This window comes from Massilia oculi (genome assembly GCF_003143515.1).
Classification (GTDB): domain Bacteria; phylum Pseudomonadota; class Gammaproteobacteria; order Burkholderiales; family Burkholderiaceae_D; genus Telluria; species Telluria oculi.
The window spans coordinates 4,978,322-5,003,058 of the sequence record NZ_CP029343.1 but is presented as its reverse complement, the minus strand read 5'-3'; the positions used below and the strand labels follow the sequence as shown (position 1 = coordinate 5,003,058).

General features: G+C 70.6%; 15 protein-coding genes. 7 read left to right on the top strand and 8 right to left on the bottom strand.

Annotated features, from left to right (window positions below):
• Positions 1-34 precede the first annotated feature (34 nt).
• The 5 genes from DIR46_RS22550 to DIR46_RS22530 all read left to right on the top strand — a co-directional run bounded on the left by DIR46_RS22550 (position 35) and on the right by DIR46_RS22530 (position 5,857).
• Complete coding sequence (locus tag DIR46_RS22550) at positions 35-1,162, top strand: glycosyltransferase family 32 protein (RefSeq protein ID WP_109347236.1); 1,128 nt, start codon at positions 35-37, stop codon at positions 1,160-1,162.
• Positions 1,159-2,373 (top strand): glycosyltransferase family protein, encoded by a 1,215-nt coding sequence (locus DIR46_RS22545; RefSeq protein WP_109347235.1) that lies wholly within the window; start codon positions 1,159-1,161, stop codon positions 2,371-2,373. The genes DIR46_RS22550 and DIR46_RS22545 overlap by 4 nt, the downstream gene beginning before the upstream one ends.
• On the top strand, positions 2,370-3,245 hold the full coding sequence (locus tag DIR46_RS22540) for a glycosyltransferase family 32 protein (RefSeq protein ID WP_109347234.1): 876 nt from the start codon (positions 2,370-2,372) through the stop codon (positions 3,243-3,245). Before DIR46_RS22545 ends, DIR46_RS22540 begins: the two co-directional genes overlap by 4 nt.
• The gene (locus DIR46_RS22535; RefSeq protein WP_109347233.1) at positions 3,242-4,084 is read left to right on the top strand and encodes a glycosyltransferase family 2 protein; all 843 of its coding nucleotides are present in this window, start codon (positions 3,242-3,244) and stop codon (positions 4,082-4,084) included. The genes DIR46_RS22540 and DIR46_RS22535 overlap by 4 nt, the downstream gene beginning before the upstream one ends.
• Positions 4,085-4,165: 81 nt before the next feature.
• Complete coding sequence (locus DIR46_RS22530; protein ID WP_109347232.1) at positions 4,166-5,857, top strand: diguanylate cyclase; 1,692 nt, start codon at positions 4,166-4,168, stop codon at positions 5,855-5,857.
• A gap of 18 nt (positions 5,858-5,875) precedes the next feature.
• Here the strand turns inward: DIR46_RS22530 and DIR46_RS22525 are convergent, their stop codons facing one another.
• From DIR46_RS22525 to DIR46_RS22490, 8 genes are all read right to left on the bottom strand, one after another.
• The gene (locus tag DIR46_RS22525) at positions 5,876-6,646 is read right to left on the bottom strand and encodes a glycosyltransferase family 2 protein (RefSeq protein WP_109347231.1); all 771 of its coding nucleotides are present in this window, start codon (positions 6,644-6,646) and stop codon (positions 5,876-5,878) included.
• Entirely contained in the window at positions 6,643-7,383 is a 741-nt protein-coding gene (locus tag DIR46_RS22520; RefSeq protein WP_109347230.1) for a glycosyltransferase family protein, read from the bottom strand. Before DIR46_RS22520 ends, DIR46_RS22525 begins: the two co-directional genes overlap by 4 nt.
• Before the next feature lie 36 nt (positions 7,384-7,419).
• Positions 7,420-13,269: an ESPR-type extended signal peptide-containing protein gene (locus DIR46_RS22515; RefSeq protein WP_109347229.1), complete on the bottom strand. Its 5,850-nt coding sequence runs from the start codon at positions 13,267-13,269 to the stop codon at positions 7,420-7,422.
• A 171-nt stretch (positions 13,270-13,440) separates the two neighbouring features.
• Positions 13,441-15,180: a tetratricopeptide repeat-containing glycosyltransferase family protein gene (locus tag DIR46_RS22510; protein WP_109347228.1), complete on the bottom strand. Its 1,740-nt coding sequence runs from the start codon at positions 15,178-15,180 to the stop codon at positions 13,441-13,443.
• Positions 15,173-15,547 carry a fluoride efflux transporter CrcB gene (gene crcB, locus DIR46_RS22505; RefSeq protein WP_205289025.1) on the bottom strand — a complete coding sequence of 125 codons (375 nt, stop codon included), beginning with the start codon at positions 15,545-15,547 and terminating at the stop codon, positions 15,173-15,175. The genes DIR46_RS22510 and crcB overlap by 8 nt, the downstream gene beginning before the upstream one ends.
• Positions 15,544-16,002 (bottom strand): molybdenum cofactor biosynthesis protein MoaE, encoded by a 459-nt coding sequence (locus tag DIR46_RS22500; RefSeq protein WP_109347226.1) that lies wholly within the window; start codon positions 16,000-16,002, stop codon positions 15,544-15,546. The genes crcB and DIR46_RS22500 overlap by 4 nt, the downstream gene beginning before the upstream one ends.
• Positions 15,999-18,641 (bottom strand): DUF349 domain-containing protein, encoded by a 2,643-nt coding sequence (locus DIR46_RS22495; RefSeq protein WP_109347225.1) that lies wholly within the window; start codon positions 18,639-18,641, stop codon positions 15,999-16,001. The genes DIR46_RS22500 and DIR46_RS22495 overlap by 4 nt, the downstream gene beginning before the upstream one ends.
• Positions 18,642-18,739: 98 nt before the next feature.
• The gene (locus tag DIR46_RS22490) at positions 18,740-19,330 is read right to left on the bottom strand and encodes a hypothetical protein (protein WP_205289024.1); all 591 of its coding nucleotides are present in this window, start codon (positions 19,328-19,330) and stop codon (positions 18,740-18,742) included.
• A gap of 385 nt (positions 19,331-19,715) precedes the next feature.
• Here DIR46_RS22490 and DIR46_RS22480 point away from each other — a divergent pair, with 385 nt between their 5' ends.
• Positions 19,716-20,987 (top strand): exonuclease SbcCD subunit D C-terminal domain-containing protein, encoded by a 1,272-nt coding sequence (locus DIR46_RS22480; RefSeq protein ID WP_109347223.1) that lies wholly within the window; start codon positions 19,716-19,718, stop codon positions 20,985-20,987.
• Positions 20,984-24,733: an AAA family ATPase gene (locus DIR46_RS22475; RefSeq protein ID WP_109347222.1), complete on the top strand. Its 3,750-nt coding sequence runs from the start codon at positions 20,984-20,986 to the stop codon at positions 24,731-24,733. Before DIR46_RS22480 ends, DIR46_RS22475 begins: the two co-directional genes overlap by 4 nt.
• Positions 24,734-24,737: the final 4 nt, after the last annotated feature.

Here is a 24,737-nt window from a genome sequence, read left to right as displayed (position 1 = left end):
CGTACAATGCGGACACGCGCTTTCGTCTCAGCCAATGAACCTATTCAGCATTCTCATCGCCGACCAGGCCCCTGCCGACCAGGCGCTCCCGCCCGCCATCGCACGCAATCTCGCGTCGTTGCGCGAGCACCACCCGGGCCTGCCGCACCATGTGTACCGCGAGGACGCCATCCGCGATTTCCTGCGCACCCATATGGAAGCCGACGTCGCCTGGGCCTACGATCAGCTGCTGCCCTATGCCTACCGCGCCGACCTGGCGCGCCTGTGCCTGCTGCACGAGTTCGGCGGGCTGTATGCCGACCTGTCGGTGTTCTTCCATGCCCCGCTGCCGCTGGAATCGGGCAAGCTGATCGTGTTCCGCGACCGCGCCGTGGTTGCGCCCTGGATCGTGAGCAACACCATCCTGGGGGCGCCGGCCGGCGCGCCGGCCCTGGCGGCGGCGATCCGGATGATCGTGGCCAACTGCCGCAGCCGCTACCGTGGCGCTTCCTCGCTGTGCCCCACGGGTCCGGTGCTGCTGGGCAAGGCGATCGCCCTGCACTGCGAACCGGACCAGATCCACCTGGGCGAGGTGAGCAACCTGGCCCAGCGCAACGATACCGAGTCGCTGGCCTTCGTCGACGCCACCGACGGTCGCCTGATCGGCTACCGCACCAAACGCGCCGCCGGGCTGGCGGAACTGGGGCTGGACCGGGGCGTCAACGACTACAACGATTTCTATTACGCCCGCCTGACCTATGCCGCCGATTATCCGGTGCTGATCCAGGCCGATTACCTGGCGCGCCATGGTCGCACCGCGGCAACGCTCGACGGCGGCCGCCTGGTCTATCCAGGCGCGCCGGCCAGGAGCGACGGCGCGCTCGACACGGTGGCGCTGTGCCACCTGCCGATCCCGTTCGCGGCGGGCCGCTACCGGGTGCTGCTCGAGCTGGACGACGCGGCCGCCGGCGCCGCAGTGACCCTGGCGGCGCTGGAGAACGATTCCGGCTTGCCGCTGGCGCGCGCCGGGCACCGCCTGGGCGGCGGCGCGGCCACGCCGGCGCTCGACCTCGACGTCGCCACCAGCCGCAAGGACATCGTGATCGGCGTCTTCAGCGCCGGCGCGGGGCTGCTGCGCATCGCCGGCCTGCGCGTCGAGCGACCGCACCAGGAAACCGCATGACCATCAAATATGTCTCCTACGGCGATACCACCGGCTACGGCCTGTCGGGCCTTGCCTACGTGCGCGGCCTGCTCAACCTGGGCCTGGAGGTACAGTGGCAGCCCGTGTTCTGGGGGCCGCAGGGCCTGCAGTTCTGGGAACCGGGCATGGCGCCCGGGCTGCTCGAATGCATGCGCGCGGCGGGCGCCGACCCGGGCCTGCGCGACCTGCCCGCCATCCTCGCGCGCTGCGCGGCACCGCGCGACTGCGAGATCGTGGTCGCCCACCTGGTGCCCGAATACCTGGAAGCCTGCCTCGAGCCGGGCAAGCGCAACTATGCCTACTGCACCTGGGAAGCCGACCGCATCCCGGCCCACTGGCCGGCGATCCTGAACCGCTTCGAGGCGGTGCTGGTACCGTCGACCTTCAACGCGAATGCGTTTCGCGCCGGCGGCGTGACCGTGCCGGTGCACGTGGTGCCGCACATCCGGCGCCACGCGGTCGACGACGTCACGCCCGCCGCACGCGCCGAACTGCGCGAGCGGATGGGCTTCCGGCCGGATGACCACGTGTTCTACACGATCGGCGCCTGGATGCTGCGCAAGGACTTGCCGCGCCTGGTCGAGGCCTTCCTCGCCGAATTCACGGCCGTCGAAGCGGCCGCCCTGTGCATCAAGACCTCGACCCGGCCGGTGCATTTCCCGCTGCCCCACGAACAGGGCAAGACCTCGCGCGAGCTGGTGCAGGAAACCATCCGCGCCTTCGCCGCGCGCAGCCCACGCGCGCAACTGCCGCGCATCGGCGTACTGGCCGGCGACGGCCTCGATGGCAGCTGGATCGACCGCGTGCACGGCATCGGCGACACCTATGTGTCCCTGAGCCGCGCCGAAGGCTGGGGCATGGGCGCCTTCGAGGCCGCCACCCTCGGGCGTCCGGTCCTGATGACGGGCTGGAGCGGCCCCCTCGACTACCTCGGGCGCGACCATCCGGGCCTGGTCGGCGGCCGCCTGGAAGCGATCGACTGGCCCGGCACCACCTATGCGCCGGACCAGCGCTGGGCGGTGGCCGACGTGGCGGACGCGCGCGCCAAGATGCGCTACCGCTTCATCCACCGCGATGCGCCCGATCTCCACGCCAGGCGCCTGAGCGAGACCATCGCCAACCGCTACGCCGAAGGCGCCGTCATGCGCCAGTTCGCCCGTGCGATCGGCGTCCTGGAGGGCCAGCCATGATCCCGCGCATCTTCCACTTCGTGTTCGGCCTGCGCGTGCAGGACGAACCATTCCACCTGGCGCACTACCTGTGCCTCGAATCGTGCCGCCGTCTCAACCCCGGCCACGCGATCTGGTTCCACCACGACCACGAACCGTGGGGGCCGCTGTGGGATCGCATCAAGCCGCACCTGGTGCTGCGCAAGGTGACGCGCGAGGCGCTGCCGCAGGCCGCCTACCAGCAATCCGGCGAAGGCCGCCTGATCGCCGCCGCCGGCTGGAGCTATGCCCACGAGGCCGACTTCATCCGCCTGCGGGTGCTGGCCGGGCATGGCGGCATCTATGCCGACATCGACACGCTGTTCGTCGCCCCCATGCCGGACCACCTGCATGATTACGATTGCGTGCTGGGCGACGAAGGCGCCCTGCCCGACGAACGCGGCATCCTGCGCCCGTCGCTGTGCAACGCCCTGATCGCGGCCAGTCCCGGCGCGCCCTTCATCGCGCGCTGGCTGCACGATTCCCACGCCGCCTTCGACGGCAAGTGGACCAGCCACTCCTGCCAGCTCGCCACGCGCCTGTGGGAAGCGCACCCGGAGCTGGTGCACGTGGCGCCGCGCCAGTACTTCTACCGCCAGCCGTGGACGCCGGACGGCATGCGCAACCTGTTCGAGCGGATCGATCCCGACCTGCGCGACGTGGTCAGCCTGCACCTGTGCAGCCACCTGTGGTGGGACGCCGCGCGCACCGACTTCACCAGCTTCCATGCCGGCCTGCTGACCGAGGACTGGGTGCGCGCCGGCGCCTCGACCTATGCGCTGCTGGCGCAGCCTTACCTGCCCGAATCATTGCCGGAATCGTTGCCGGAATCATTGCCGGAATCCGCCCCATGAACCTGACCGACTTCCTGCCCGGCCCCGGCCGCGGCGCCGGCTTCAAGCTGGGCCAGGACGGCGTGCAGGTGGCGCAAGGCGTGCTGCAGCAGCTGGCCTGGCCCGGCGCGCAGCCGTTGGTATCGTGCCTGATGGTGACCCGCGGCCGCCTGTTCCCGGCGCGCTTCGCGGTCGACTGCTTCCGCGCCCAGGGCTGGGCCAGCCGCGAACTGGTGCTGGTCTGCGACGCGCCCGGCACCGCGATCGAGGCCTATTGCCGCCAGCTGGGCGACGAGCGCATCCGGCTGGTCTACCCTTCCACACCCGCGGCCAGCCTGGGCGAGCTGCGCAACCTGTCGCTGGAGGCCGCGCGCGGCGACTGGGTCTGCCAGTGGGACGACGACGACCTGTACCACCCCGACCGCATCGGGTTGGGAATGCAGGCCTTGCTGGCGCTGGGGGCCGACGCGATGTTCCTGCAGCGCTGGCTGCTGTGGGCGCCGGGCGCGCGCCGGCTGGGCGTGTCCGGCGCCCGCGAATGGGAAGGTTCGATGCTGGCGCGGCGCGCCAGCGTGCCGCCCTACCCGGCGCTGGCGCGCGGCGAGGACACCGCCGTGATGCACGCCATGCTGCGGCGCGGGCGGGTGCTGCTGCTCGATGCGCCGTGGGCCTACACCTATGTGCAGACCGGAGCGAATACCTGGGCCGCGGAACACTTCGCGGCGATCTGGGCGGCGGCCAGTTTCGAGCAGGCGCCGACGGGATACGAGACGGCGTTGGCGGCATTGGGCGCCCATGGACCGCATGCGGCCTACGCGGCGGCGCTGGCGACGGCGCCACGCGCCGATCGTCCGAACTGAAGCGAATGTGGCCGGCTGTTTCGCGCATTGGCCGCGCCCGTCCCGGGCTATCATCTGCCAAATTTATTATTTCCCTCCAGCATGTTTTCCCGACTCGACGCCAGCCTGAAGATTTTCGGCACCCTCATCATCGTCATCCTTGCCTGCCTTGCCACGCTGCCCATCCTCAGCGGCTCCCAGGCGAACGCCACCCTGGAGGCGCTGAAGGAAGGGGCTGCCAAGGAACGTGCCTACGGGCTCATGCTGACACTGCTGCAGGACGCCGAGACCGGGCAACGCGGCTTCCTGATCGGCAGCGACGAGAGTTTCCTGGCCCCGTACAACGCGGGCGTGGCGGGCATACCCGCCGCGCTCGAGCATCTGCAACGGCACGCCGGTTCGGATGCGGAGCGCACGCTGGTGGCGCGTATCGTCGAACTGAGCCAGGCGAAGGTCCGCGAAATGGACAAGACCATCCGCCTCAAGAAAGCCGGAAAGTCGCAGGCGGCAATGGACATGGTGGCCAGCCAGCGCGGCAGGATCATCATGGACGAGCTGCGCACCCTGCTCGGCCGCCAGCAAAAGGCGCTGGCCGACCACCGCAGCGGCTTGCGCGACGAGCTGACAGCGACCCTGCGCTACAACTCGGCGCTGGGCATCGGCGCCAGCCTGGCCAGCGTCGTGCTGATTTTTGCCACCATCTATATCGTGACCAGGAGCCTGAATGAACAGGCGGAATCGGCGCGCCGGTCGACATTACTGGCGGAGAACAACGCACAGCTGGCGCAACAGGCCGCCATACGCGCCGAGCGCCTGGCGATTACTGCCGATATGCTGCAGGCGCTCGATAGCGTGAAGACACTGCCCGAGCTCGAGCGGGTGTTACCGGTATTCCTGCGCAAGCTGTTGCCTGGCGCATCTGGCGCGGTCTATCTATATCGCAATTCGCGTGACGTGCTCGAACTGAAGGCCAGCTGGGGCCTGATGGAAGATGCGCCGCCCACGGTGGCGCCAGGCGAATGCTGGGCCCTGCGCCTGGGCAAGGTCCATCGCGCCAATAGAGAACACGATCTGTGCTGCGACCATCGCGCGACCTGGCACGGTGACCATGAGGCCCAGACCTGCGTGCCGATGATTTCCCAGGGTGATGTGATTGGGATCCTGGTGATCGCCGGCGACCGGCACGACGCAAGCCCGAGCGACAACGCACACATCGTCTCGCTGGCCGAACAGCTCAGCCTGGCGATCAGCAATGTCTCGCTGCGCAACACGCTGCGCCATCAATCGACCGTCGATCCGCTGACCGGCCTGTACAACCGGCGATTCTTCGACGAGTCGCTCAAGCGCGAACTGGCGCGCACACAGCGCAGCCGGAGCGTCTGCTCGGTGGTGATGATCGACCTCGATCACTTCAAGCGCATCAACGATACGTACGGCCACGATGGCGGCGATCTGGTGCTGCAGGCGGCCAGCCGCACCCTGTTGCAGCGGGTGCGCGCCAGCGACGTGGCCTGCCGCTACGGCGGCGAGGAACTGGTGCTGATGTTGCCCGATTGCGGCGCAGAAGAAGCTGCGAAGTGTGCCGAGTCGATCCGCCAGACCCTGGCCGAGATGGTCATCCAGCACCAGGGCGCGACGATCTCGGGCATCTCGGCCTCGTTCGGCGTCGCTCAATGGAACGGCGATGGCGGGCAGGAAGCCGATCCGCTGCAGGCAGCCGACCGCGCCCTGTACGCGGCCAAGAAGGATGGGCGTAACCGGGTGGTCATTGCCGGCACCGCCGCGCCAGCCTGAACCTGGCGCCGGCCGGGGCTAGCGGCTCGACTCGACCTTGTCGGCGCCGTCATACGTCACCCCGCGCGTACGCATGAATTCCACCCGCCGCGCATGCAGCGCGTCGTTCGGGTCGAGCGCCACGCACACGCTGGCCACGCCGGTGCAGCCATGCGGCTCGTGGCGCAGCTGCTCGAACACGAGCCGGTCCTCGCCGTCGCCGGTCGCGAACGCGGCGCATGACCACAGGTGCACCAGGTGCAGCAGCTGCAGCTTGTCGATCGCCAGCCCGCTGGGCCGCACGAAGCCGCCGAAGCGCTCGGCATAGATGCCGCGGCCCACGCCCACGCTCTCGATCTCGTCCACGCACAATTCCCGGCCGGTGTTGCCGTCGGCGTAAACGGAGTAGGAGAAAGCCCATTTCCTGCCTTCGATCGCGGCCAGCACCCGCGCGCAATGGTCGTCCCTGAACCAGTCGTCGTCGTCGAGATAGACCACGATCCGGCTGTCGGCCAGCAGGGTCAGCGCCGATCGCAGCGAGCCGCCGTAGAACGAGGCGTGCACGCCCCCATGGCGGCGCGAGGTCGAGTAACCCAGGTCGATCAGGCTGAGCGTGACGTGGGGCGGGCATTCCGGCGCCAGCTGCGCCAGCAGTGCATCGAGCCGTCCGTGCGGGTCGCAATCGACGCCGACCAGGACCTGGATGCGTCCGTCGATGCGCTGGCCGTAGACCGAGCGCACGGCGCGCGCCAGAGACAGGCGGCAGGTGGTGGCGATCACCACCGCGACGTCGTGGCCGGCGCCGTTCATCGCTGGTCCAGCGCGAACGGGTAGGCGCCCCTGGCGGCGAGGATGCGCTGCCTGAGCCCCTGCGCCGCCAGCGCGCCGGGGCGATGGTGGGTGGCGTCGCGCTGCGGCGCATGGGTCGAGTCGAGGCCGATGTCGTTGAAGAAGTACGGCACCGTCGCCGTGTAGCAGGCGGTGCGCCGGTACAGCAGGTGATCGGCCACCAGCTTGCCCCAGGCGTGCACGCCGGACAGGTCGAGCCCGACCCCGTCCGGGCTGTAGCGCGCGAGCAGCGACGCCAGCGCGCCGCGCCGCGCGACCCAGGCGCCGGCCGAGTAGCAGCTCGGCTCCCATTCATGCCACAGGATGCCGTGGCGCAGGTACAGCTCGCCCAGCTCGCCGATCACCGACGCATGGCTCACGTGCAGCTGCAGGATTTCCCAGTCCGGCGGCGCCGACGCCAGCAGCGCCGCGCCGTCGTAGCGGTGGTGGGCGCGCACATCGTCTTCCATGATCACCGCCGCCGCCGCGCCCGCGTCGAGCGCGGCCCCGGCCGCGCGCAGGTGCGAGGCGACGATCGCCAGCTCGGACAGCGAGTTGGCGAACGGCTCGCGCACCTTCACCGTGGGCAAGGTGTCGGGCGTGACCGCCTCGATGCGTGCGTGAACGACGCCGGCGCGCTCGAAGGCCTCGCGCGCCAGCAGGCGCCGCCCTTCGTCGGCGGCGCGGTTGATCCAGAAATGGGGCAGTCCTTCGAGCATGGCGTACAGTCTAGCTTAGGTCTGCTCCGGCGGCGATCAGAACACGCCGCGCAGGCCGGCGTTGCCGCCCACGGTGTGGTAATCGCTGCGTGCTTCGCCGCTCACGCCGAAGTAGAGATAGGCCCCCTTCCTGAGCTGGACGGTGCCGGTGACACCGCCCTGTACGAAACCGCGGCCCACGTCCGGCGCGCCGGCCGCGATGCGCTCGCCGGCCAGGGTAGCGCCGAGTACCGGACGCAGCAGCTCACCACCGTCGACGCCGGCGCCGAGCTTGAAGCGCCAGGTCGAGGCCAGCAGCGGATCGAGGTTGCGCGACGCGCCGGACAGGCCCAGTACCGCGCGGGCGCCGTTGGCCGACCACTCGTCCAGCGCCAGCGCCGCCACCGAGGCCGGGCTTTCCGCCAGCGCGTCGCGCTCGACGCGCTGGGCCGTCACACGGGCGAACGGCGCGAAGCTGGCGCCCCCGAGCAGCGTCGGCAGGCTGGCGCCGACGCCCAGCAGCGCGCTGTTGCCGCTGCCGCGCGTGGCCAGGCCGGCCGCCGGATCGAGCGGATCGGCGCGCCTGCTTTCGGTCTTGTCGCGGCCATAGCTGCCCTGCAGGTCGAACACGACCTTGCCCGCGGCCGCCTCGCCATAGGCGAACACCTTGTTCTGGCGCAGCTTGCCGTTGCCGGCCAGCGCATCGAGGTCGGTGCTGGCGTGGCTGGCGCCGAAGCCCAGGCGCACATCGCGCTCCTTCAGCAGGTCGAAGCCGACCGTGACCTGCACGCGGTCGGCGTCGAACGCGGAAGCGACGTCGCCGCCCTTCCACTTCGCGCGGCCGGCGCCGAGGTCGATCCACAGCGCGCGCCCGTCCTGGCTGTCCGCGCGCTGCAGCAGGGTGCGCTGCAGTTCCCAGTTGGCCTGCGGCAGGGCCGCCGCCAGCGCGCCATGCACCTCGCCCGCCAGGCCCTGCAGCACGCCGCCGAGCTGCTGCGCGTTGCGCGAACCGGTCTGGTAGCTCAGGCTGGTCTGGGCGGCGCTGCCCTTGCCGGCCTGGTCCAGGTCGACGATGCGGTCGAGGGCCGCGCCCACCGAACGCGCATTGGCGCTCGCGTCCCCGGCCCAGGTGGCGTACGAGGCCGGCAGCACTTTCAGCTCGATGCTGTTGTTGCCGCCATGGTCGTAGAAGGCCGCCAGCCGGGTATTGGCGCCCAGGCCATCCGGCTGCGCCAGGGTATCGAAACGGCCGTCGATGCCGCCGTCGGCGGTCAGGATCAGGAAGTTCTGGCCGAGCTCGGGCACGAACTGGGCCGAGCCGTAGCCGGCCTGGCCGGGCGTGTACAGGTTCTTCAGCGCCGGCGCCAGCGTGGCGCCGGCCTCGATCGTGAAGCGCTTGCCGTTGACCACGTGCAGGAAGGAGTAATGTCCGGCCGCGCCGATCGGCGTGTCCATGCCGGCCTGGCGGGCGCCGCCGATGTCCTGCTTGTAGGTGCTGCCGGCGGCCATCGTGATGTTCGAATCGGCGCTCAGCATGCCCGGCGAGTTGCCCGGCGACAGGGTGCCGTGGACGATCAAGTCCCCCTGCAGCGTGCCGGCGCCGCCCAGCGTGGCGCCCTTGGCGACCATCACCTTGCTGGCGAAGACGCCGTTGGCCAGCAGCTTGCCCTCGAGGACGCAGGTGGCGTCGATGCGCGCCGCGCCCGTCACGTTCAGGGTGCCCAGGCCGGTCTTGTTGAAGCAGCCGTCGCCGGCGCCGGTCGAGATCAGGCCGCCCGCCAGCGTGGTGGTGGTGCCGGCATCGACGTTGATGTCGGTCTTGCGGCCCATGGTGATGTCCTGGCCGGTCAGGATGTCGACCGTGGCGTGGATGGTGCCCGAATTGAAGGTCATCACGCTGCCCCAGCCCAGGCCCCAGGAATTGGTCACCTTCACCAGGCCCGAATTGATGGTCAGGCCGCCGGTCCAGCCATCGCCCGGCCGGTTCGCCGCGAGACGGCCACCGGCGTTGTCGCCGGCCAGCACCAGGGTGCCTTCGCCGTCCTTGACGATGCGGCCGGCGCCGCTGATGTCGCCGTCCAGCGTCACGACGCTGGCGGCGCCTTCGGTATCGATCACGCCGTTCTTCGCCGTCACCTCGATGCCGCGCGCCGAGCCGAGCGTGCCGGTGGTCTGCAGGCGGCCGCCGTCGAGCACCAGGCCGCTGCCGGCCGCGCCCAGGTTGGCGTCGCGGTCGATGCGCAGGGTGGCGCCGGAACCGATCGTGGCGCCGCCCGTGAAGGTGTTGTCGGCGCTCAGGGCCAGCGTGCCGCCGCTCACCTGCAGGCCGCCGCCGTTGGCCAGCGTGCCGCGCAGTATCAGGGTGCCGGCGCCATCCTTGACCAGCTTGCCGCTGCCGTCCACCTTGCCGGTCTCGACTAGCGTGGTCGCGGCGTCGACGTCGACCGTGCCGCGTCCGGCCAGCAGCAGGCCGCGGGTGTGGGTCATGTCGGCGCCGGTCTGCCAGGCGCCGTCGGCCAGCTCGAGGGCGCTGCGGCCCAGGCCCAGGTTGGCGTCGGCCAGCGTGCGCAGGGTGGCGTTGGCGACCACGGTCTTGCCGGTGTAGGTGTTGTTGCCGGCCAGGGACAGCTTGCCGCCGTCGAGGTTCAGGCCGCCGTTGCCGGCGAGGATGCCGCTGAAGGATCCGTTGGCCCGCGTCACGCTCAGGTCGTTCGCCCCCAGCAATACCGAGCCGGCGCCGCCCAGGCCCGCGACCGCGACCTTGCCGGACGCACCCGAGACGTCGAACACGCCCTCCACGCCGACCGCGCTGCCGGCGATGCCGCCCCTGCCCGTCAGGGCCAGGGTAGCCCCCCTGGCGATGTCGGTGGCGCCGGTGTAGTCCTGGGCGCTGGTAAAGCCCAGCTTGCCGCCCGCCAGCTTAATGCCGCCGGCGCCGGTAATATTGCCGCCGAAACTATCAGCGGCCTCGGCCAGGGTCAGGGTCTGCGTGCCGAGCCGCACAGTGCCGGCGCCCGTCAGGCTCTTGACGGCGGCCTTGCCGTCGCTGCGCGAAACGTCCAGGGTGCCCGCGACGTCGACCCGGCTGGCGGCGATGCTGCCGTCGCCGGAGAGCTCCAGCGTGGCGTGGCGGCCGATGGTGGTGGCGCCGCGGTAGGTATTGGCGCCGCCCAGGGTTTCAGTGCCGGCTGCCACCTCGAGGCCGCCATTGCCGCTGATGACGCCTGTGAAGGTGCCATTGGCATCGCTCAGGCGCAGCGTATTGTTCCCGAGCCGGACCGCGCCGGCGCCGGACAGCGTCTTGATCTGGGCGCTGTCGGCCTGGCTGACGTCGAAGGTGCCGTCAGCCTGCACGCCGCTCGACGAGGCAAGGCTGCTCTTACCCAACAGGGCCAGGCTGGCGCCGGCGCCAATGCTGGTGCGGCCGGTGTAGCGAATGTCGCCGGCCAGCACCGCGCTGCCGCCGGCGACGGTGAGGCCGCCCGAGCCGTCGATGCGGCCGCTGAAGGTATCGCTTGCCCGGGTCAGGGTCAGGGTCTGGCCGCCCAGCAGGACGGCGCCGGAGCCGCCCAGGCTCTTGACGGCGGCGCCGCCGTTGCTGGCTGCGATGTCGAGCGTGCCGTCGCCAGTGACGCGGCTGTTGGCGATGCTGCCGTTACCCGCCAGCGCCAGGGTGGCGCCCTGGGCAATGCTGGTGTCCCCGCTGTAGGTATTGCGTCCGCTCAGGATTTCCTGGCCAGAAGCCAGTTCCAGGCCGCCCGAGCCGCGAATCGTACCCGAGAAGTTGCCGCTGGCATTCGTGAGGATCAGCTTGTTGTTGCCGAGGTTGACGGCGCCGGCGCCCGCCAGCGTCTTGATCTCGGCTTCCACCTGCATGGCGGCGATATCGAGCGTGCCATTGACCAGCACGCCGCTCGACATCGCCAGGCCGCCGCTGCCCTGGCCGGCCAGGCCCAGGGTGGCGCCGCTCGCGATTGTGGTCGCGCCGTGGAACACGCTCAGGTGGGTATCCAGCACCTGGGTGCCGCCGGTGATCGCCAGGCCGCCGGAACCGCGGATATTGCCGGTGAAGGTGTCGCCGGCGCCGGTGATGGTGAGCGACTGGTCGCCCAGGATGACCGAGCCCGAGCCGGACAGGCTCTTGACGGCGGCGCCGCCGTCGGTGGCAGCGATGTCGAAGCGGTTACCGTCGAGCACCAGGCGGCTGTTGGCGATGCTGCCCTCGCCTTCCAGCGTCAGGCGGGCGCCTTGCGCCAGCACCGTGTCGCCGCTATAGGTATTGGCGCCGCTGAGGATTTCGTGGCCGGCGGCGATGGCCAGGCCGCCCGAGCCCTGGATGCTGCCCGAGAAATTGCCGCTGGCCTGGGTCAAGGTCAGGACCTGGCCGCCCAGCAATACCGCACCCGAGCCGGACAGGGTCGTGATCTGCGCGCCGGCCGTCGCCTGCGAGACATCGAACCGGCCATCGGCCACCACGCCGCTCGAGAGGGCGATGCTGCCGGAACCGCCCAGCGCCAGCCCGGCGCCGTCGTCGATCCGGGTCACGCCGTTGTACCAGTTCGCGCCGTTCAGGGTCTGGGTGCCTTGCGCAACCGTCAACCCAGCCGCGCCATGGATGCCGCCGTCGAAACGGCTGTGGGCATCGGTCAGGACCAGGCTGTCGTCATTCAGGATCACCGTGCCCGAGCCGGACAGCGACTGCAGCCGGGTATCCTGGCCTGGCTGGGTGAAGTAGAGGGCGCCGTCGACAGCCACTTCGCGCGAGGCGGCAAGGCTGGCCTGTCCGGTCAGCGACAGCACGGCCTGCTGCGCGATCGTGGTATCGCCGGTATAGTGCTGGGCTCCGGTCAGGGTCGCATAGCCGCCGGCGATCGCCAGGCCGCCCGAACCGTGTATGCTGCCGTCAAATTGTCCGCCAGCATTGGTCAACGTCAGCGTTTTGCCGCCCAGCCAGACCGCGCCATTGCCCTCCATATTCTGTACCTGGGCGCCGTCATGGCTTGCCGAGATGTCGAACACGCCATTGTTGAACAGGCCGCTCGACATGGCGATGGCGCCGCTGCCGCTCAGGGCCAGGGTGCCGTCGGAGCCGATGCTGGTCGCGCCCGTGTAACGGTTGACGCCGCTGAGCACTTCTTCGCCGTCCTCGACCGTCAGGCCGCCCGCACCCGTGATCGCGCCCGCATAATGGCCGCTGGCGGCGCTGAGGACCAGGGTCCGTCCGCCGAGCACCACACTGCCCGAACTGCTGCCGGACAGGGAACGGATGCCGACGTCCTTGTCGGCGGCCGAGATGTCGAACTGTCCATTATTCAGCACGCCGCTCGAGAGCGCGATGCTGCCCGAGCCGGACAGGGCCAGGCTCGCGCCGCCGTTGATCGTCGTGGCGCCCTCGTACGCGTTGAGGCCGCCGAGCATTCCGATGCCGCCTGCCAGGAGCAGGCCGCCGGAACCCTGGATGGTACCCAGGAAGACATGGTCCGGGCTCGCGTTGGTGAGCGTGAGCAGGCGCTCGCCCAGCAGCACGGTCCCGGAACCCGACAGGCTCTGCAGGCTGGTGCCGGCATCGGTCGCGGAGATATCGAGCTCGCCGTCATTGTCGATATGCCAGCCGGCGGCCTGCGCATTCGAGTCATCCGCGTCGTTCAGGGTCAACCTAGTCAGCTCGGCGATGTGGCGGGTGTCGTACGCCCCGCCGTTCTGCGCCAGCGCCAGGATCGGGAACAGCGCCGCGACGGCTGTCGCCAGCAGGGTGCGCGCGCCGGTGAATCCCCGGTCCGTCCCCGCCACCTCGCACCGCACGCCGGCGTCGCTGACGGTTTCCTTGCCGTTCGCGCTGGCGACTTCGGCGACGGCCATCAGCATATGGCGTTTCTTGTTCCAGATCAGGCGGTAAATATGGTTCATGACAATATCGGTAAGTGACGAAGACGGCGAAAGCCGTAAAACCGATATTATTTAACGGAAACAATGCTGCTGAACAATACTAAATGCCGACAGGCTCATATTGGTACGTGCGGTGTGCATTTTCACCACAGTTTGTGACGTCGATCGCGATACACCCTCACCAAATACACATTATTTCACGTGAGAAATTACCACACTAATCAGGTCAGTAGCGACCTTGCGCACCACCGTATCCCAGTCGCCGGCCGCCGCCTGACGATACAGGCGCATCACGCCGGGATACCAGGGCGAATCGGCGCGCTCGTCCATCCAGCGCCAGTCCGGGTGCACGGCAGGCAGCAGGACCCAGCACGGCTTGCCCAGCGCGCCGGCCACATGGGCCACGGCGGTGTCGACGCAGATCACCAGGTCGAGCGCGGACACGATGGCGGCGGTGTCGCCGAAGTCGTTTATCTCCGGGCCGAGGTCGGCCAGGTGCGCAGGCAACGCTTCGCCGGCGCCGGCCTCCATGCCGCGCTGCAGGCTGAAGAAGCGCACGTCCGGCACGGCCAGCAGCGGCGCCAGGCAGTCCACGCCGGGCAGTGAACGGTTGGCGTCGTTGACGTGGCCGCCGAAGCCGCGCCACGCCAGACCGACCCGCATGCCGGCGCCATCCTGCGCCAGCCGCGTGCGCCAATCGCGCACGCGCGCCGGATCCGGCGCCAGATAGGGCAGCGCCGCCGGGATCGTCGCCAGCGAGGTCTGCGCATGCAACGGCAGGCTCAGGAGAAAAACCCAGCAATCGTGTGGCGGCAGCCCTGCCGCCGCGCCCAGGCCCGCCACCCGGTCCGCGCCGGGCACCGCGTCCAGCAGCGGCAGCAAGGCGTCCTGGCATACCAGGGTGACCCGGCCGGCGCCGGCCGCCTTCAACAGCGGCAGGTAGCGCACGAACTGGACGGTGTCGCCGAAGCCTTGCTCAGGCCACACCACGATGCCGCGCCCGGCCAGGGGCTCGCCCCGCCATTGCGGGCAGCCGAGCTGGGGCGCGGTCGCGATCGGGCGCGCCAGCGCCGGATCGTAGCGCGCCTCCATCCAGGGCCAGCCCTCTTCCAGGCGACCGCGCGACAGCAGCAGAAATCCCAGGTTCCAGCGCGCTTCCGGATAGTCCGGATCGGCCGCGATCGCCTGGCGGTAGGACGCCTCGGCCTGCGTGGCGTGACCTTCGCGCTGCAGCAGCGCGCCGAGGTTGTTCAGGGTGCGGGCATTGCGCGGGGCGAGCGCCAGCGCCTGGCGGTAGAGCGCCTCCGCATCAAGCACACGATGCAGGTACTGGCACACATTGCCCAGCGAATTGAGGCCTTCCGGATCGTGCGGCCGCAGCGCCACGTATGCGCGCAGCGCCGCCTCGGCTTCCGGCAGGCGGCGGCGCGCCGTGTACAGCAGGCCCAGATTGTGCCAGGCCTCGGCATAAGCGGGGCGCAGGTCCAGCGCGCGCCGGTAATGGGCTTCGGCCGGGTCGGCATGTCCGGCGCCGGCGTACAGCACGGCCAGGTTGTTGTGCAGTTCGGGCTGGTCGGGCTGCAGTGCGAGCGCCGCCAGGTAGCGCGCCTCGGCCTCGGCGCGCAGTCCCTGCCGCTGCAGGCCATCGGCCTGCTCCTGCAGCAGGATGCGCAGATTGTCGAGACATGCCGGATGGCCGGGCTGCAGCGCCAGCGCCTGGCGCCAGCGGCGCTCGGCCTCGAGCGGCTGGCCGAGCGCCAGCGCGCAGGCGGCCGCCAGGTTCAGGGCATCGACATCGGCGGCCGCGCCGTCCAGCAGATCATCCACCGACGCCAGCGCATCCTGGAACGCGCCCTGCCGGACCAGGGCGATGGCGGCATCGATGCGGCGCCCTAGGGTCATCGGCGCGGCCGGATGGGATGGCTCAGCCACGCAGGAAGCGCCATGTGGCGAAGCCGGCCGCGCACAGCAGCAGCGAGCCGGCCAGGTGCAGCGCGGTATGCGCCAGCGCCCAGCCGACCTCACCGCGCTGGAGCAGCAGCACCGATTCGCCCGAGAAGCTGGAGAACGTGGTCAGCCCGCCCAGGAAGCCGGTGATGACGAACAGGCGCCACTCGGGCGCCAGTTGCGGCTGGTCGGCGAAGAAGCCGAGCGCCAGGCCGACAAGAAAGCCGCCGACCAGGTTGGCCGCCAGGGTCCCGACCTGCACGAAGCCATGCAGGCCGCCCAGCCACAGCCCCAGGCCCCAGCGCAGCCAGGCGCCGAGCGCGGCGCCCAGGCCGATCGCGGCAAAGCTCAAGGCGCTTCCCACCTGGCCTTCGCGGTGTCGTCGGTGACGCGGGCGTCGACCCAGCGCGCGCCGTCTGGCGTCTGCTCTTTCTTCCAGAACGGGGCCTCGGTCTTGAGGTAGTCCATGATGAACTCGCAGGCCGCGAACGCATCTCCCCGATGCGCGGCGCTGCAGGCCACCAGCACGATCTGGTCCAGCGGCGCCAGCGGGCCGACGCGGTGGATGACCAAGGTACCGTACAGGGGCCAGCGTTCGCAGGCGCGCGCCGCGATCGCTTCCAGCGACTTTTCTGTCATGCCCGGATAGTGTTCCAGCTCCATCTCGGAGACCCTGGCGCCATCGTTCAGGTCGCGCACGGTGCCGACGAAAGACACCACGGCGCCGATGCGCGCATCGCCGGCGCGCAGGCGCGCCACTTCCTGGCCGAGGTCGAAATCCCCGCTTTGCACCCTTGCTTCGTTCATGAATGGTCCTTCGGCTGGCGCAGCAACAGGTGTTCGATACGGGTCTCGGTGCGCACGTCGAGCAGGGCCGCGAGCGCCAGCAGCGCGCGCAGCTCGGCCGCTTGCGCACCCGGCTTCCGGCCCGACTTGAGGGAGCTTTGCAGCACCTCGACCTGCAGGCGCAGGCGCTCGCGCGCGAACTCGGGGCCGCTGTCGATGCCGGCCGCGATTTCCAGGCGCAGCAAGTCGCTCAGCACGCGTTCGCGGTTCTCTTCCATCTGGCGCACGTAGGCGGCGCGCTCGCCCTCGGATGCATCCAGGGCCGCCAGGGCGGCATCGTAGCGCGCGCGCAGGATCGGTTCGTAGCCCCCGTCCAGCGCCAGCATGGCGTCCCAACGCCCGCGCCAGTCCGAGGCCTGGGTATGCGCTGCCGGATTGGCCAGCGCCGTCTCGAGCGCCTGGACCAGGCGCAGCTTGTCGCGCACGGCGCCGGCCAGGACCGTATCCTGGGCGCGGCGGGCGGCGTCGGCATGCTGCTGCACCTTGGCGACAGCGGCGTGGTAGCGTTTGTCGATGCGCGCCTCGTGGGCGCGCGGCACCGGGCCGATCGCCTGCCATTCGGCGGCCGCCTCGCGCAGCAGCTTGCCGACGTTGGAAGGCGTGGCATCTTGCGCAGCCGCTTCCAGGCGTTCGCACACGGCTTCCTTGGCGGTTTCGTGGGCGCGGCGCTCGCTGTCGGCCGCGTGCGCGTGCTCCTTGCGCGCGGCAAACAGCGCGTCGCAGGCACCGCGGAAGCGCTGCCACAGCGCCTGCTCGGCCTTGCGCTCGAGCGGCAGCGCGCGCGCATGTTCCTGCCAGCGCGCCTGCAGCTCGCGCAGCATGTCCACCGCATGGCGCTCGTGCGGGTCGAGCTTGCGCACCTCTTCGATCAGCTGCTCGCGCACCGCGATCTCCACCTTGCGCTGGTCTTCCAACGGACGTTGCAGGGTGGTCAAGGCGTCGGCGAACAACGCGTCCAGGCGCTTCTTTTCCTTGCGGTCGATTGCACCCAGGTGGCTCCAGGCAGTGCGCAGGCGCTGCACGGTGCCGGACACGTGCTTCCAGTCGGCCTCGCCCGATTGCAGGCGCACGATCTCGGCCTGCGCTTCCTCGACCAGGGCCTGGCCGCGCGCCGCGTTGGCGTGGCGTTCATCGGCCAGCTGCCTGAAATGGGCCGCGGCCGGCGCATAGGCGATGCTGCAGGCGGCGTCGAAGCGCTCCCACAGGCTGCGCGGCGCCGGACCGGACAGGCTGTCCAGCGCTTTCCAGCGGTCGCGCATGCTGCCCACCTTCTTGGCCAGCTCGGCCATCGCCAGGCCCTGAGTCGGCAGCGATTCGACGGTCTTGATCAGTTCTTCGCGCGAGACGTTGCCGCCCCAGCGCGCCCAGTCCGACAACCGCTTGAGCTCGGCGCGCAGATGGGCCAGGCGGTCGGCCTGCGGCGCGTTCAGGCGCAGGCCCTTGTCCCTGGCTTCCTTCAACGCCTTGTCGAGCTCGGCGGCGGTGCCGAGCGAACCGTGCTGCAAGGCGGCTTCGAGCGCATCCAACTTGTCGAGGAAGGCCTGGTCGGCGCCGCGCGCGGCCGGCCTGGCGGCCTCTTTCACGGCCGGAGCCGGCTTCGGCAGGCGCGTTTCCTGCGGCAGGCTCGCGAGCAGCGCATCGAAGCGCTCCTGCAGGGCGCCGCCAGCGGCGTTCGCCGGCAAGGCGGGCAAGCGCTGCCACTCCCGGCGCAGCGCTTCCTGCTTGAGTTCGGCCGGGGCCAGGGCTTGCCATGCAGCCAGGGCCGCCTCGCGTGCGGCCAGCGCGGCCTGGTCCTGCTCGATCGTCACCAGGCCAGCCGTCAGGCGCGCGTGTTCGGTCGCGAATTCGGCGACCAGGGCGCGCGGCAGCGAGGCGTGGCCGGGATCGGCCAGGGCCGCCTCGTGCTCCTGCTGCAGTTCGGCCAGGCGTGCGGCCAGCGCGACCGCGTCCAGCCCGTCCGCCGCGAGGGCGCGCAAGACGGCCAGGCGGTCGATCATGGCGCGTTGCAGCGCCACCTGCGATTCGAGGCGGCGGCCGAGCTCGGCGCGCACCGTGTCGAAGTCGGGCGCCAGCTCGGGCGCGCGGATGACCGACCATTTGCGGTCCAGCTCGGCCACATGGTTCGGGGTCAGGAGGGTGTCGTTCAGCAGCGACCTGGCCTGGGCCAGCGCTTCTTCGCCGCGGCGCAGCTCGGATTCGTGGTGGCGGATCGCGTCCAGCCTGCCCTGCACCAGCTTGGCGACGCGGCGGTCGACGTTGCGCATCGCGGTGTGCACGTGCTCGAGGTGAGCGCGCGCATGGACCAGTTCGGCCGCCGCGAGGCGCAGTTCGGAGAATTCGGATTGGAGGATGAAATCGACGGCAGCCGCTTCGTCGGCGCCTAATTGCTTGAGCCGTTCGGCCTGGCGCGCGCGGGCATCGGCGAGCGCAGCGCGGGCATCAGGGGCAGCTGCCGGGCCGGACGCCGCACTGCCCGACTTGCCGGAGACGGACCTGGCCCCAGCCGCCGCGGAAGCCTTGGCCGCGGCAGGCCTGGCCTCCGGCTTGTCGCCGGACGTAGCCGATTTCCCGCCCTGCCGCTTGAATAGGAATTCGAACATGATGAAATCGCACTTCCAAAACTCCCATCATAGCAAAGAACGTCGGTATCGATCGGCATGTCCGGCCCGGCTGCCCTCCTCAGTTTACAAGCGGCAATTTAAGAATGGCAAAGCCGATTTTGCCTTGAGGAAAGGTCAGATGGCGGCAGGCCGCGCAGCACGCCCAGGTCGGCGCCGCGGCCGTCACCACGGGTTTCACCCCGGCTTTCGCTCTGGTGGGCGTCATGCGCCAGCATCTGGTTGGCGATGGCGAACCAGGTCTCGCCCGGGATCATGGTGCGCGCCAGCGGCAGCAGTTCGCGCTCTTCGCGGTCGAGGCGTTCGAGCAGCAGCTCGCAGCAGCGCTCGAGCGCCGCCAGGCAGCCGGGATCGCCGTCGACGGCGGCCGCCTGCGCCGCCTGGCGCGCTTCGAGCGCCTGCCGGCTCAACCCATCCAGCTCGGCCACCAGCCGGGCGGCATCCTCGCCGCGGCGGCGCAGGGCCGGCAGCACGAACTTGTCGAGCTTGCGCCAGTGGCAGGCCTCGCAGACCCGGCGCAGCGCATCGCAAGCCTGTTCGTACTGCCGCATGGCAGGCGGTTCGCCCCACCAGGTGCAAGGTCGCCAGCGTTCGAGCAACGCCTGCACCTCGATCCGCGTGCGTGCCTGCTCGACGGACAAGGCGACCAGCGTATAGGTTGATGTCAGCATGGTGTCTCCTCTCAATTTGCTCCTCCGGCCCACGTGGACAGTCCACGCCTGGTGCGGCCGGGGATGCTTTATAGGGGTAGCCGGCTATTGTCTGGTTATGTGCCGGCCGTCAGGAACTTCGTAGTGTAGAGAGAAGGAGGTGGGCGGGTTTGACATTTCTCAAACCCGATTTCACGATGCGAGCGAGGTCGGACGGGGTGAATTTCCTCTACAAAATGCCCTTCCACGTCGTCGCCCAGCCGGCTCCACAACACCAGGCAGGGACTGCGCGCGACCACGCTGATGGCGTCGATCTGCGGCATGCGCATGCGCCGGATCGCGAGACGAGCGGCCGGCTGCGTTATAGTAGGCGCCGATTTGTCGTTCCACCTTTCTCGAGTCTCTCATGCGGCTGCTGCACACCTCCGACTGGCACCTCGGCCAGACCCTGCACAATCACGACCGGACCTACGAACACCAGTGCTTCCTCGACTGGCTGGCCGACACGCTGGTCGAGGAGCGCATCGACGTGCTCCTGATCGCGGGCGACATCTTCGACACCGCCAACCCGTCCTCGAGCGCCCAGCGCCAGCTGTACCGCTTCCTGCAGCAGGCGCGCACCCGCGCGCCGCACCTGCAGGTGGTGGTCATCGCCGGCAACCACGATTCGCCGGGCCGGCTGGAAGCGCCGACGCCGCTGCTGGAAGCCCACGGCACGATCGTGGTCGGCAACGTCCCGCGCCGCGGCGACGGCGAGATCGACCTGGAGCGCCTGCTGGTGCCGCTCTCGGACCATGACGGCAACACGGCGGCCTGGTGCCTGGCCGTGCCCTTCCTGCGTCCGGGCGACCTGCCGCGCCTGCGCGCCGCCGAAGGCGGGCAAGCGGCTGACGACAGCGTGCGCGACCCCTACGAGCACGGCACCGCCCTGCTCTACCGCCAGGCGCATGCGCTGGCGCGCGAACGGGCGGCCGAGGGCCAGCCCATCGTCGCCATGGGCCACTGCCATATGGCCAGGAGCCAGCCGTCCGAGGACTCCGAGCGCCGCATCGTGATCGGCGGCAGCGAAGCCCTGCCGGTCGGCATGTTCGACGCCGGCATCGCCTATGCGGCCCTTGGCCACCTGCACCTGGCCCAGCGCGTCGGCGGCCTCGAACACGTGCGCTACTGCGGCAGCCCGCTGCCGCTGTCGTTCTCCGAAGTCGGCTACCGGCACCAGGTGCTGCGCATCGATCTCGATGGCGCCAATCCCGCCGTAGTCACACCTTTATATGTACCGCGTCCGGTGCAACTGCTGCGCGTGCCGGCCCTGCCGGCGCCACCGGAAGAGGCGCTGGCGGCGCTGGAAGCATTGGCGCTGGACGCGGATCTGCCGCAGCAGGCCTGGCCCTACCTGGAGGTGCGGGTGCTGCTGGACGGGCCCGAGCCGGGTCTGCGCGCCCGCGTCGAGGCCATCCTGGCCGGCAAGCCGGTGCGGCTGGCCAAGATCGAGCCGACCCGCAAGCTGGTCGCGGCGTCGAGCGAGACCGAAGCCCTGAGCCTGGACCAGCTGGCGCAGCTGCAGCCGGACGACATCTTCCGCCGCCTGTGGCGGCAAAAGTATGGCGACGAGGCGCCGCCGGACCAGATCGACGCGTTCGCCGAGCTGTTCCACGCCGTGGGAGGAGACGCGCCATGAAGATCCTCCGTATCAGCGGCAAGAACCTGGCCTCGCTGGCGGGCGAATTCGCGGTCGACTTCGAGTCCGGACCGCTGGCCACCACCGGCCTGTTCGCCATCAGCGGCCCGACCGGCGCGGGCAAGAGCACCCTGCTCGACGCCCTGTGCCTGGCGCTGTACGACGCCACCCCGCGCATGCTCAAGCGGGCCGGCAGCCAGTTGCCGGACGTCGGCGGCGACACCGTCTCGGCGCTCGATCCGCGCACCCTGCTGCGGCGGGGCGCGGCCGAGGCCTGGGCCGAAGTCGACTTCGTCGGCAGCGACGACGGCCGCTACCGCGCGCGCTGGAGCGTGCGCCGTTCCTATGGCAAGCCGGGCGGCGCGCTGCAGCCGGCCAGGATGAGCCTGCACCGCCTGCCGGAACTCGCGCCGATCGGCGGCACCAAGACCGAAGTGGCGGCGGAGATCGTGCAGCGCATCGGCCTGTCGTTCGAGCAGTTTACGCGCGCCGTGCTGCTGGCGCAGAACGAGTTCTCGGCTTTCCTCAAGACCGACGAGAACGAGCGCGGCGAGCTGCTCGAGACCCTGACCGGCACCACGGTCTACAGCGAGATCTCGCGCCGCGCCTTCGAGCGCTACAAGCTCGAACAGCAGCGCACCCAGGTGCTGCAGGCCAGGCTCGCCAATGTGGCGCCGCTGGCACCGAGCGAACGCGCCCAGCTCGACCTCGAGCGCAGCGCCGCCGACGCCGCGCGCGAAGCGCTCGACAGCCGCTACACCCTGCTGGAACAGCAGCTGCGCTGGCACCAGGAGCTCGACAAGCTCGGGCGCGGCGAAGCCCAGGCCGAGGAAGCGCTGGCCGCCGCCAACGGCGAGCGTGTCGCGACTGCCGAGCGACGCCAGCGCCTGGCCACGCTGGAAGCGGTACAGAGCGCGCGGCCGCTGACCGTCGAAGTCCAGCGCCTGGAAGCCGAGCGGCGCCAGACCCATTCCGCCGTCGCCAAGCTGGAAGGCGAGCTGGCTGCGGCGCTGGAAGCGCGCCGCGCGGGCAACGCCGAAGTCGACGCCGCCATCGCGCGCCTCGACGCCAGTGAAGAGCGGCTGCGCGCCGCCGGCCCGCAACTGGACCAGGCCAAGGCGCTGGATGCGGCGCTCGAGACGCTCGCTCCCGGCCATGCCCAGGCAAAAGCCGCGCTGGAAGCGGCGCGCCAGCAAGCCCGCGAGGCGCGTGCCCAGCATGGGTCGAAGTCCGAACAACTCGCGCACGCACGCGGCCTGATCGAGGCCGCCTCGGCGTGGCTGACGGCCCAGTCGCGGCACGAAGCCGTAGCCACCGGCTGGCCGCAGTGGGAACGCCTGCTGCGCCAGGCCGGCCAGGCACAAGCCGCGCTGGCGGCCGGCGAAACGGCGCTGGCGGCAACCCGCACGGCGGCCGATCAGGCGGCCGGACGTGACGCCCAGGCGGCCAGCGCACTCGCACAGGCCATCGAACGACTCGACACCCTGGAGGCGAACCGGCGCGCGGCGATGGCGGCGCTCGGACAGTTCGACGCCGAGGCGATCGGCGCCGAGCGCCAGCAGCTGGAAGGACGCCGCGAACGGCTGGCGGCGGCCGAACGCACCTGGCTCGAGCTGTCGGCGGCGCGCGAAACGCTGGCCGGACTCGCGCGCGAAACCGAGCGCGCCGCAACCGCTGCCGCCGGCGCCGAACGCGCCCTGCAGGAGGCGCGCGCGGCGGCGCCGGCACTGGAAGCGGCGATGGCGCAGGCCGAACGCTCGCTGAGCGCCGCCGAACTGGCGTGCGCCGCCAATGTGGAGCAGCTGCGCGCGCACCTGGTCGACGACGATCCCTGCCCCGTGTGCGGCGCCCTCGCGCACCCATACGCCCACCAGGATGCGACGCTGAAGGCGATGTTGACCGGCCTGCGGGCCGAAGTCGATGGCTGCCGCGCGGGCGTGCGCGAGAATGGTGCGCTGGAGGCGACCCACGGCGCCGCCCTCGCCGCCACCCGGGAACGACTCGCGGCGCTGTCCCAGGACCGCACGACGCTCGATCTGCGCATCGCCGGCCTGCTTGATGCCTGGGAAGCCGATCCACTGGCGGCCGAGGCGCCAGCCGAACCGGAACGCAGCGACTGGTTCGGCGCCCAGCGAGGCGCCGTGCGCGAAGCCCTCGATGCGCTGGCGCGGCGCGAGCAAGCCTGGCGCGCCGCCGCCAGCGCGCGCGACGCGGCCCAGCGCGACGTCGACGGCGCGCAATCGGTGCTGGCCGGGTTGCGCCGGAATGCCGAGGCCGAGCGCGACACGGCGGCCCGCCTGCAGAACGAGCTGAAAACACTGGACGCCGGCCGGCAGGCGGCAGCCGCGCAGCTGGATGCCCTGCTGGCCGAACTCGATCCTGCCATGGCCGCCGCCCACGGCGACGGCTGGCAGACGGCGTGGCGCCGTGATCCCGCAGGCTGGAGCCAGGCCCGCGCGACGGAAGCCGACGGATGGCGCGAGCAGACCGAGGCCCAGGCGCGCGGCGCCGCCGCGAGCGCGACCCTGGAAGTCGAAGCAGGCGCGCTGCAGGCGCGCATCGCCGAGATCGATGCGGCGGGCGCCAGGCTGGCCGCGCAGTTCGAGCGCATCGACGGCGAGTCGAGCGCGAAACGCGCGGCGCGCGCCAGCTTGTGGCAAGGCCGCGCGGCGAGCGAGGTCGAACGCGAGCTGACTGCCGCCGTGAGCGGCGCGCGCGAACAGGTAGCGGCGCGCCAGCAAGCAGCCAATGAGGCGGCCCAGGCCGAGACCCGGGCCCGCACGGCGCAGGCCCAGCTGGTCGAGCGCATCGCGGAACTCGACCAGTCCGGCGCCACGGCCAGCGCGCGACTCGCCGACTGGCTGGAAGACTACCGGCGCCAGGCCGATGGCCTCGACGACATCGCGGATACCGACGAACTGGCGCGCCTGCTGCAGGTCGGCGCCGCCTGGCTGGCGCAGGAGCGCAGCGCCCTGAACGCCATCGAGACCGGGGTCGCCAATGCCACCGCGGTCCTGGCCGAACGGCGCGCCCGGCGCGCGGCGCATCTCGAGTCGGCGCCGCCGGACGGCCAGCCGATGGACGTCATTCAGGCGATGGTCGACGCGCTGGTGGTCGAACGCCAGGCGTCGATCGAAGCGGCGACCGCGCTGCGCCTGCGTGCGATGCAGGACGACGAGCGACGGCGCCAGGCCGAATCGAGCCTGGCCGAGATCGAGCGCCAGCAGGCGGTCGAGCAGCGCTGGGGCAAGCTGTCGGAGCTGATCGGCTCCAGCGACGGCAAGAAGTTCCGCAACTACGCCCAGCAATTCACGCTGGACGTGCTGCTCGGCTACGCGAATGAACACCTGAAGCAGCTGGCCCGGCGCTACCGCCTGGAACGCGTCAGCTACCAGGGCATGCCGTCACTGGCGCTGATGGTGCGCGACCAGGACATGGGCGGTGAAGTGCGTTCGGTCAATTCCCTGTCGGGCGGCGAATCCTTCCTGGTGTCGCTGGCGCTGGCCCTGGGCCTGGCGTCGCTGTCCTCGAACCGGGTGCGGGTCGAATCGCTGTTCATCGACGAGGGCTTCGGCAGCCTCGACAGCGAGACGCTGGGGGTGGCGATGGACGCCCTGGATGCGCTGCAGTCGATGGGCCGCAAGGTCGGCGTGATCTCGCACGTGCAGGAGATGACCGAGCGGATCGCGACCAAGGTGCTGGTGCGACCCGCCGGCGGAGGCAGCAGCGCGGTCGTGGTGGAGTGACCGC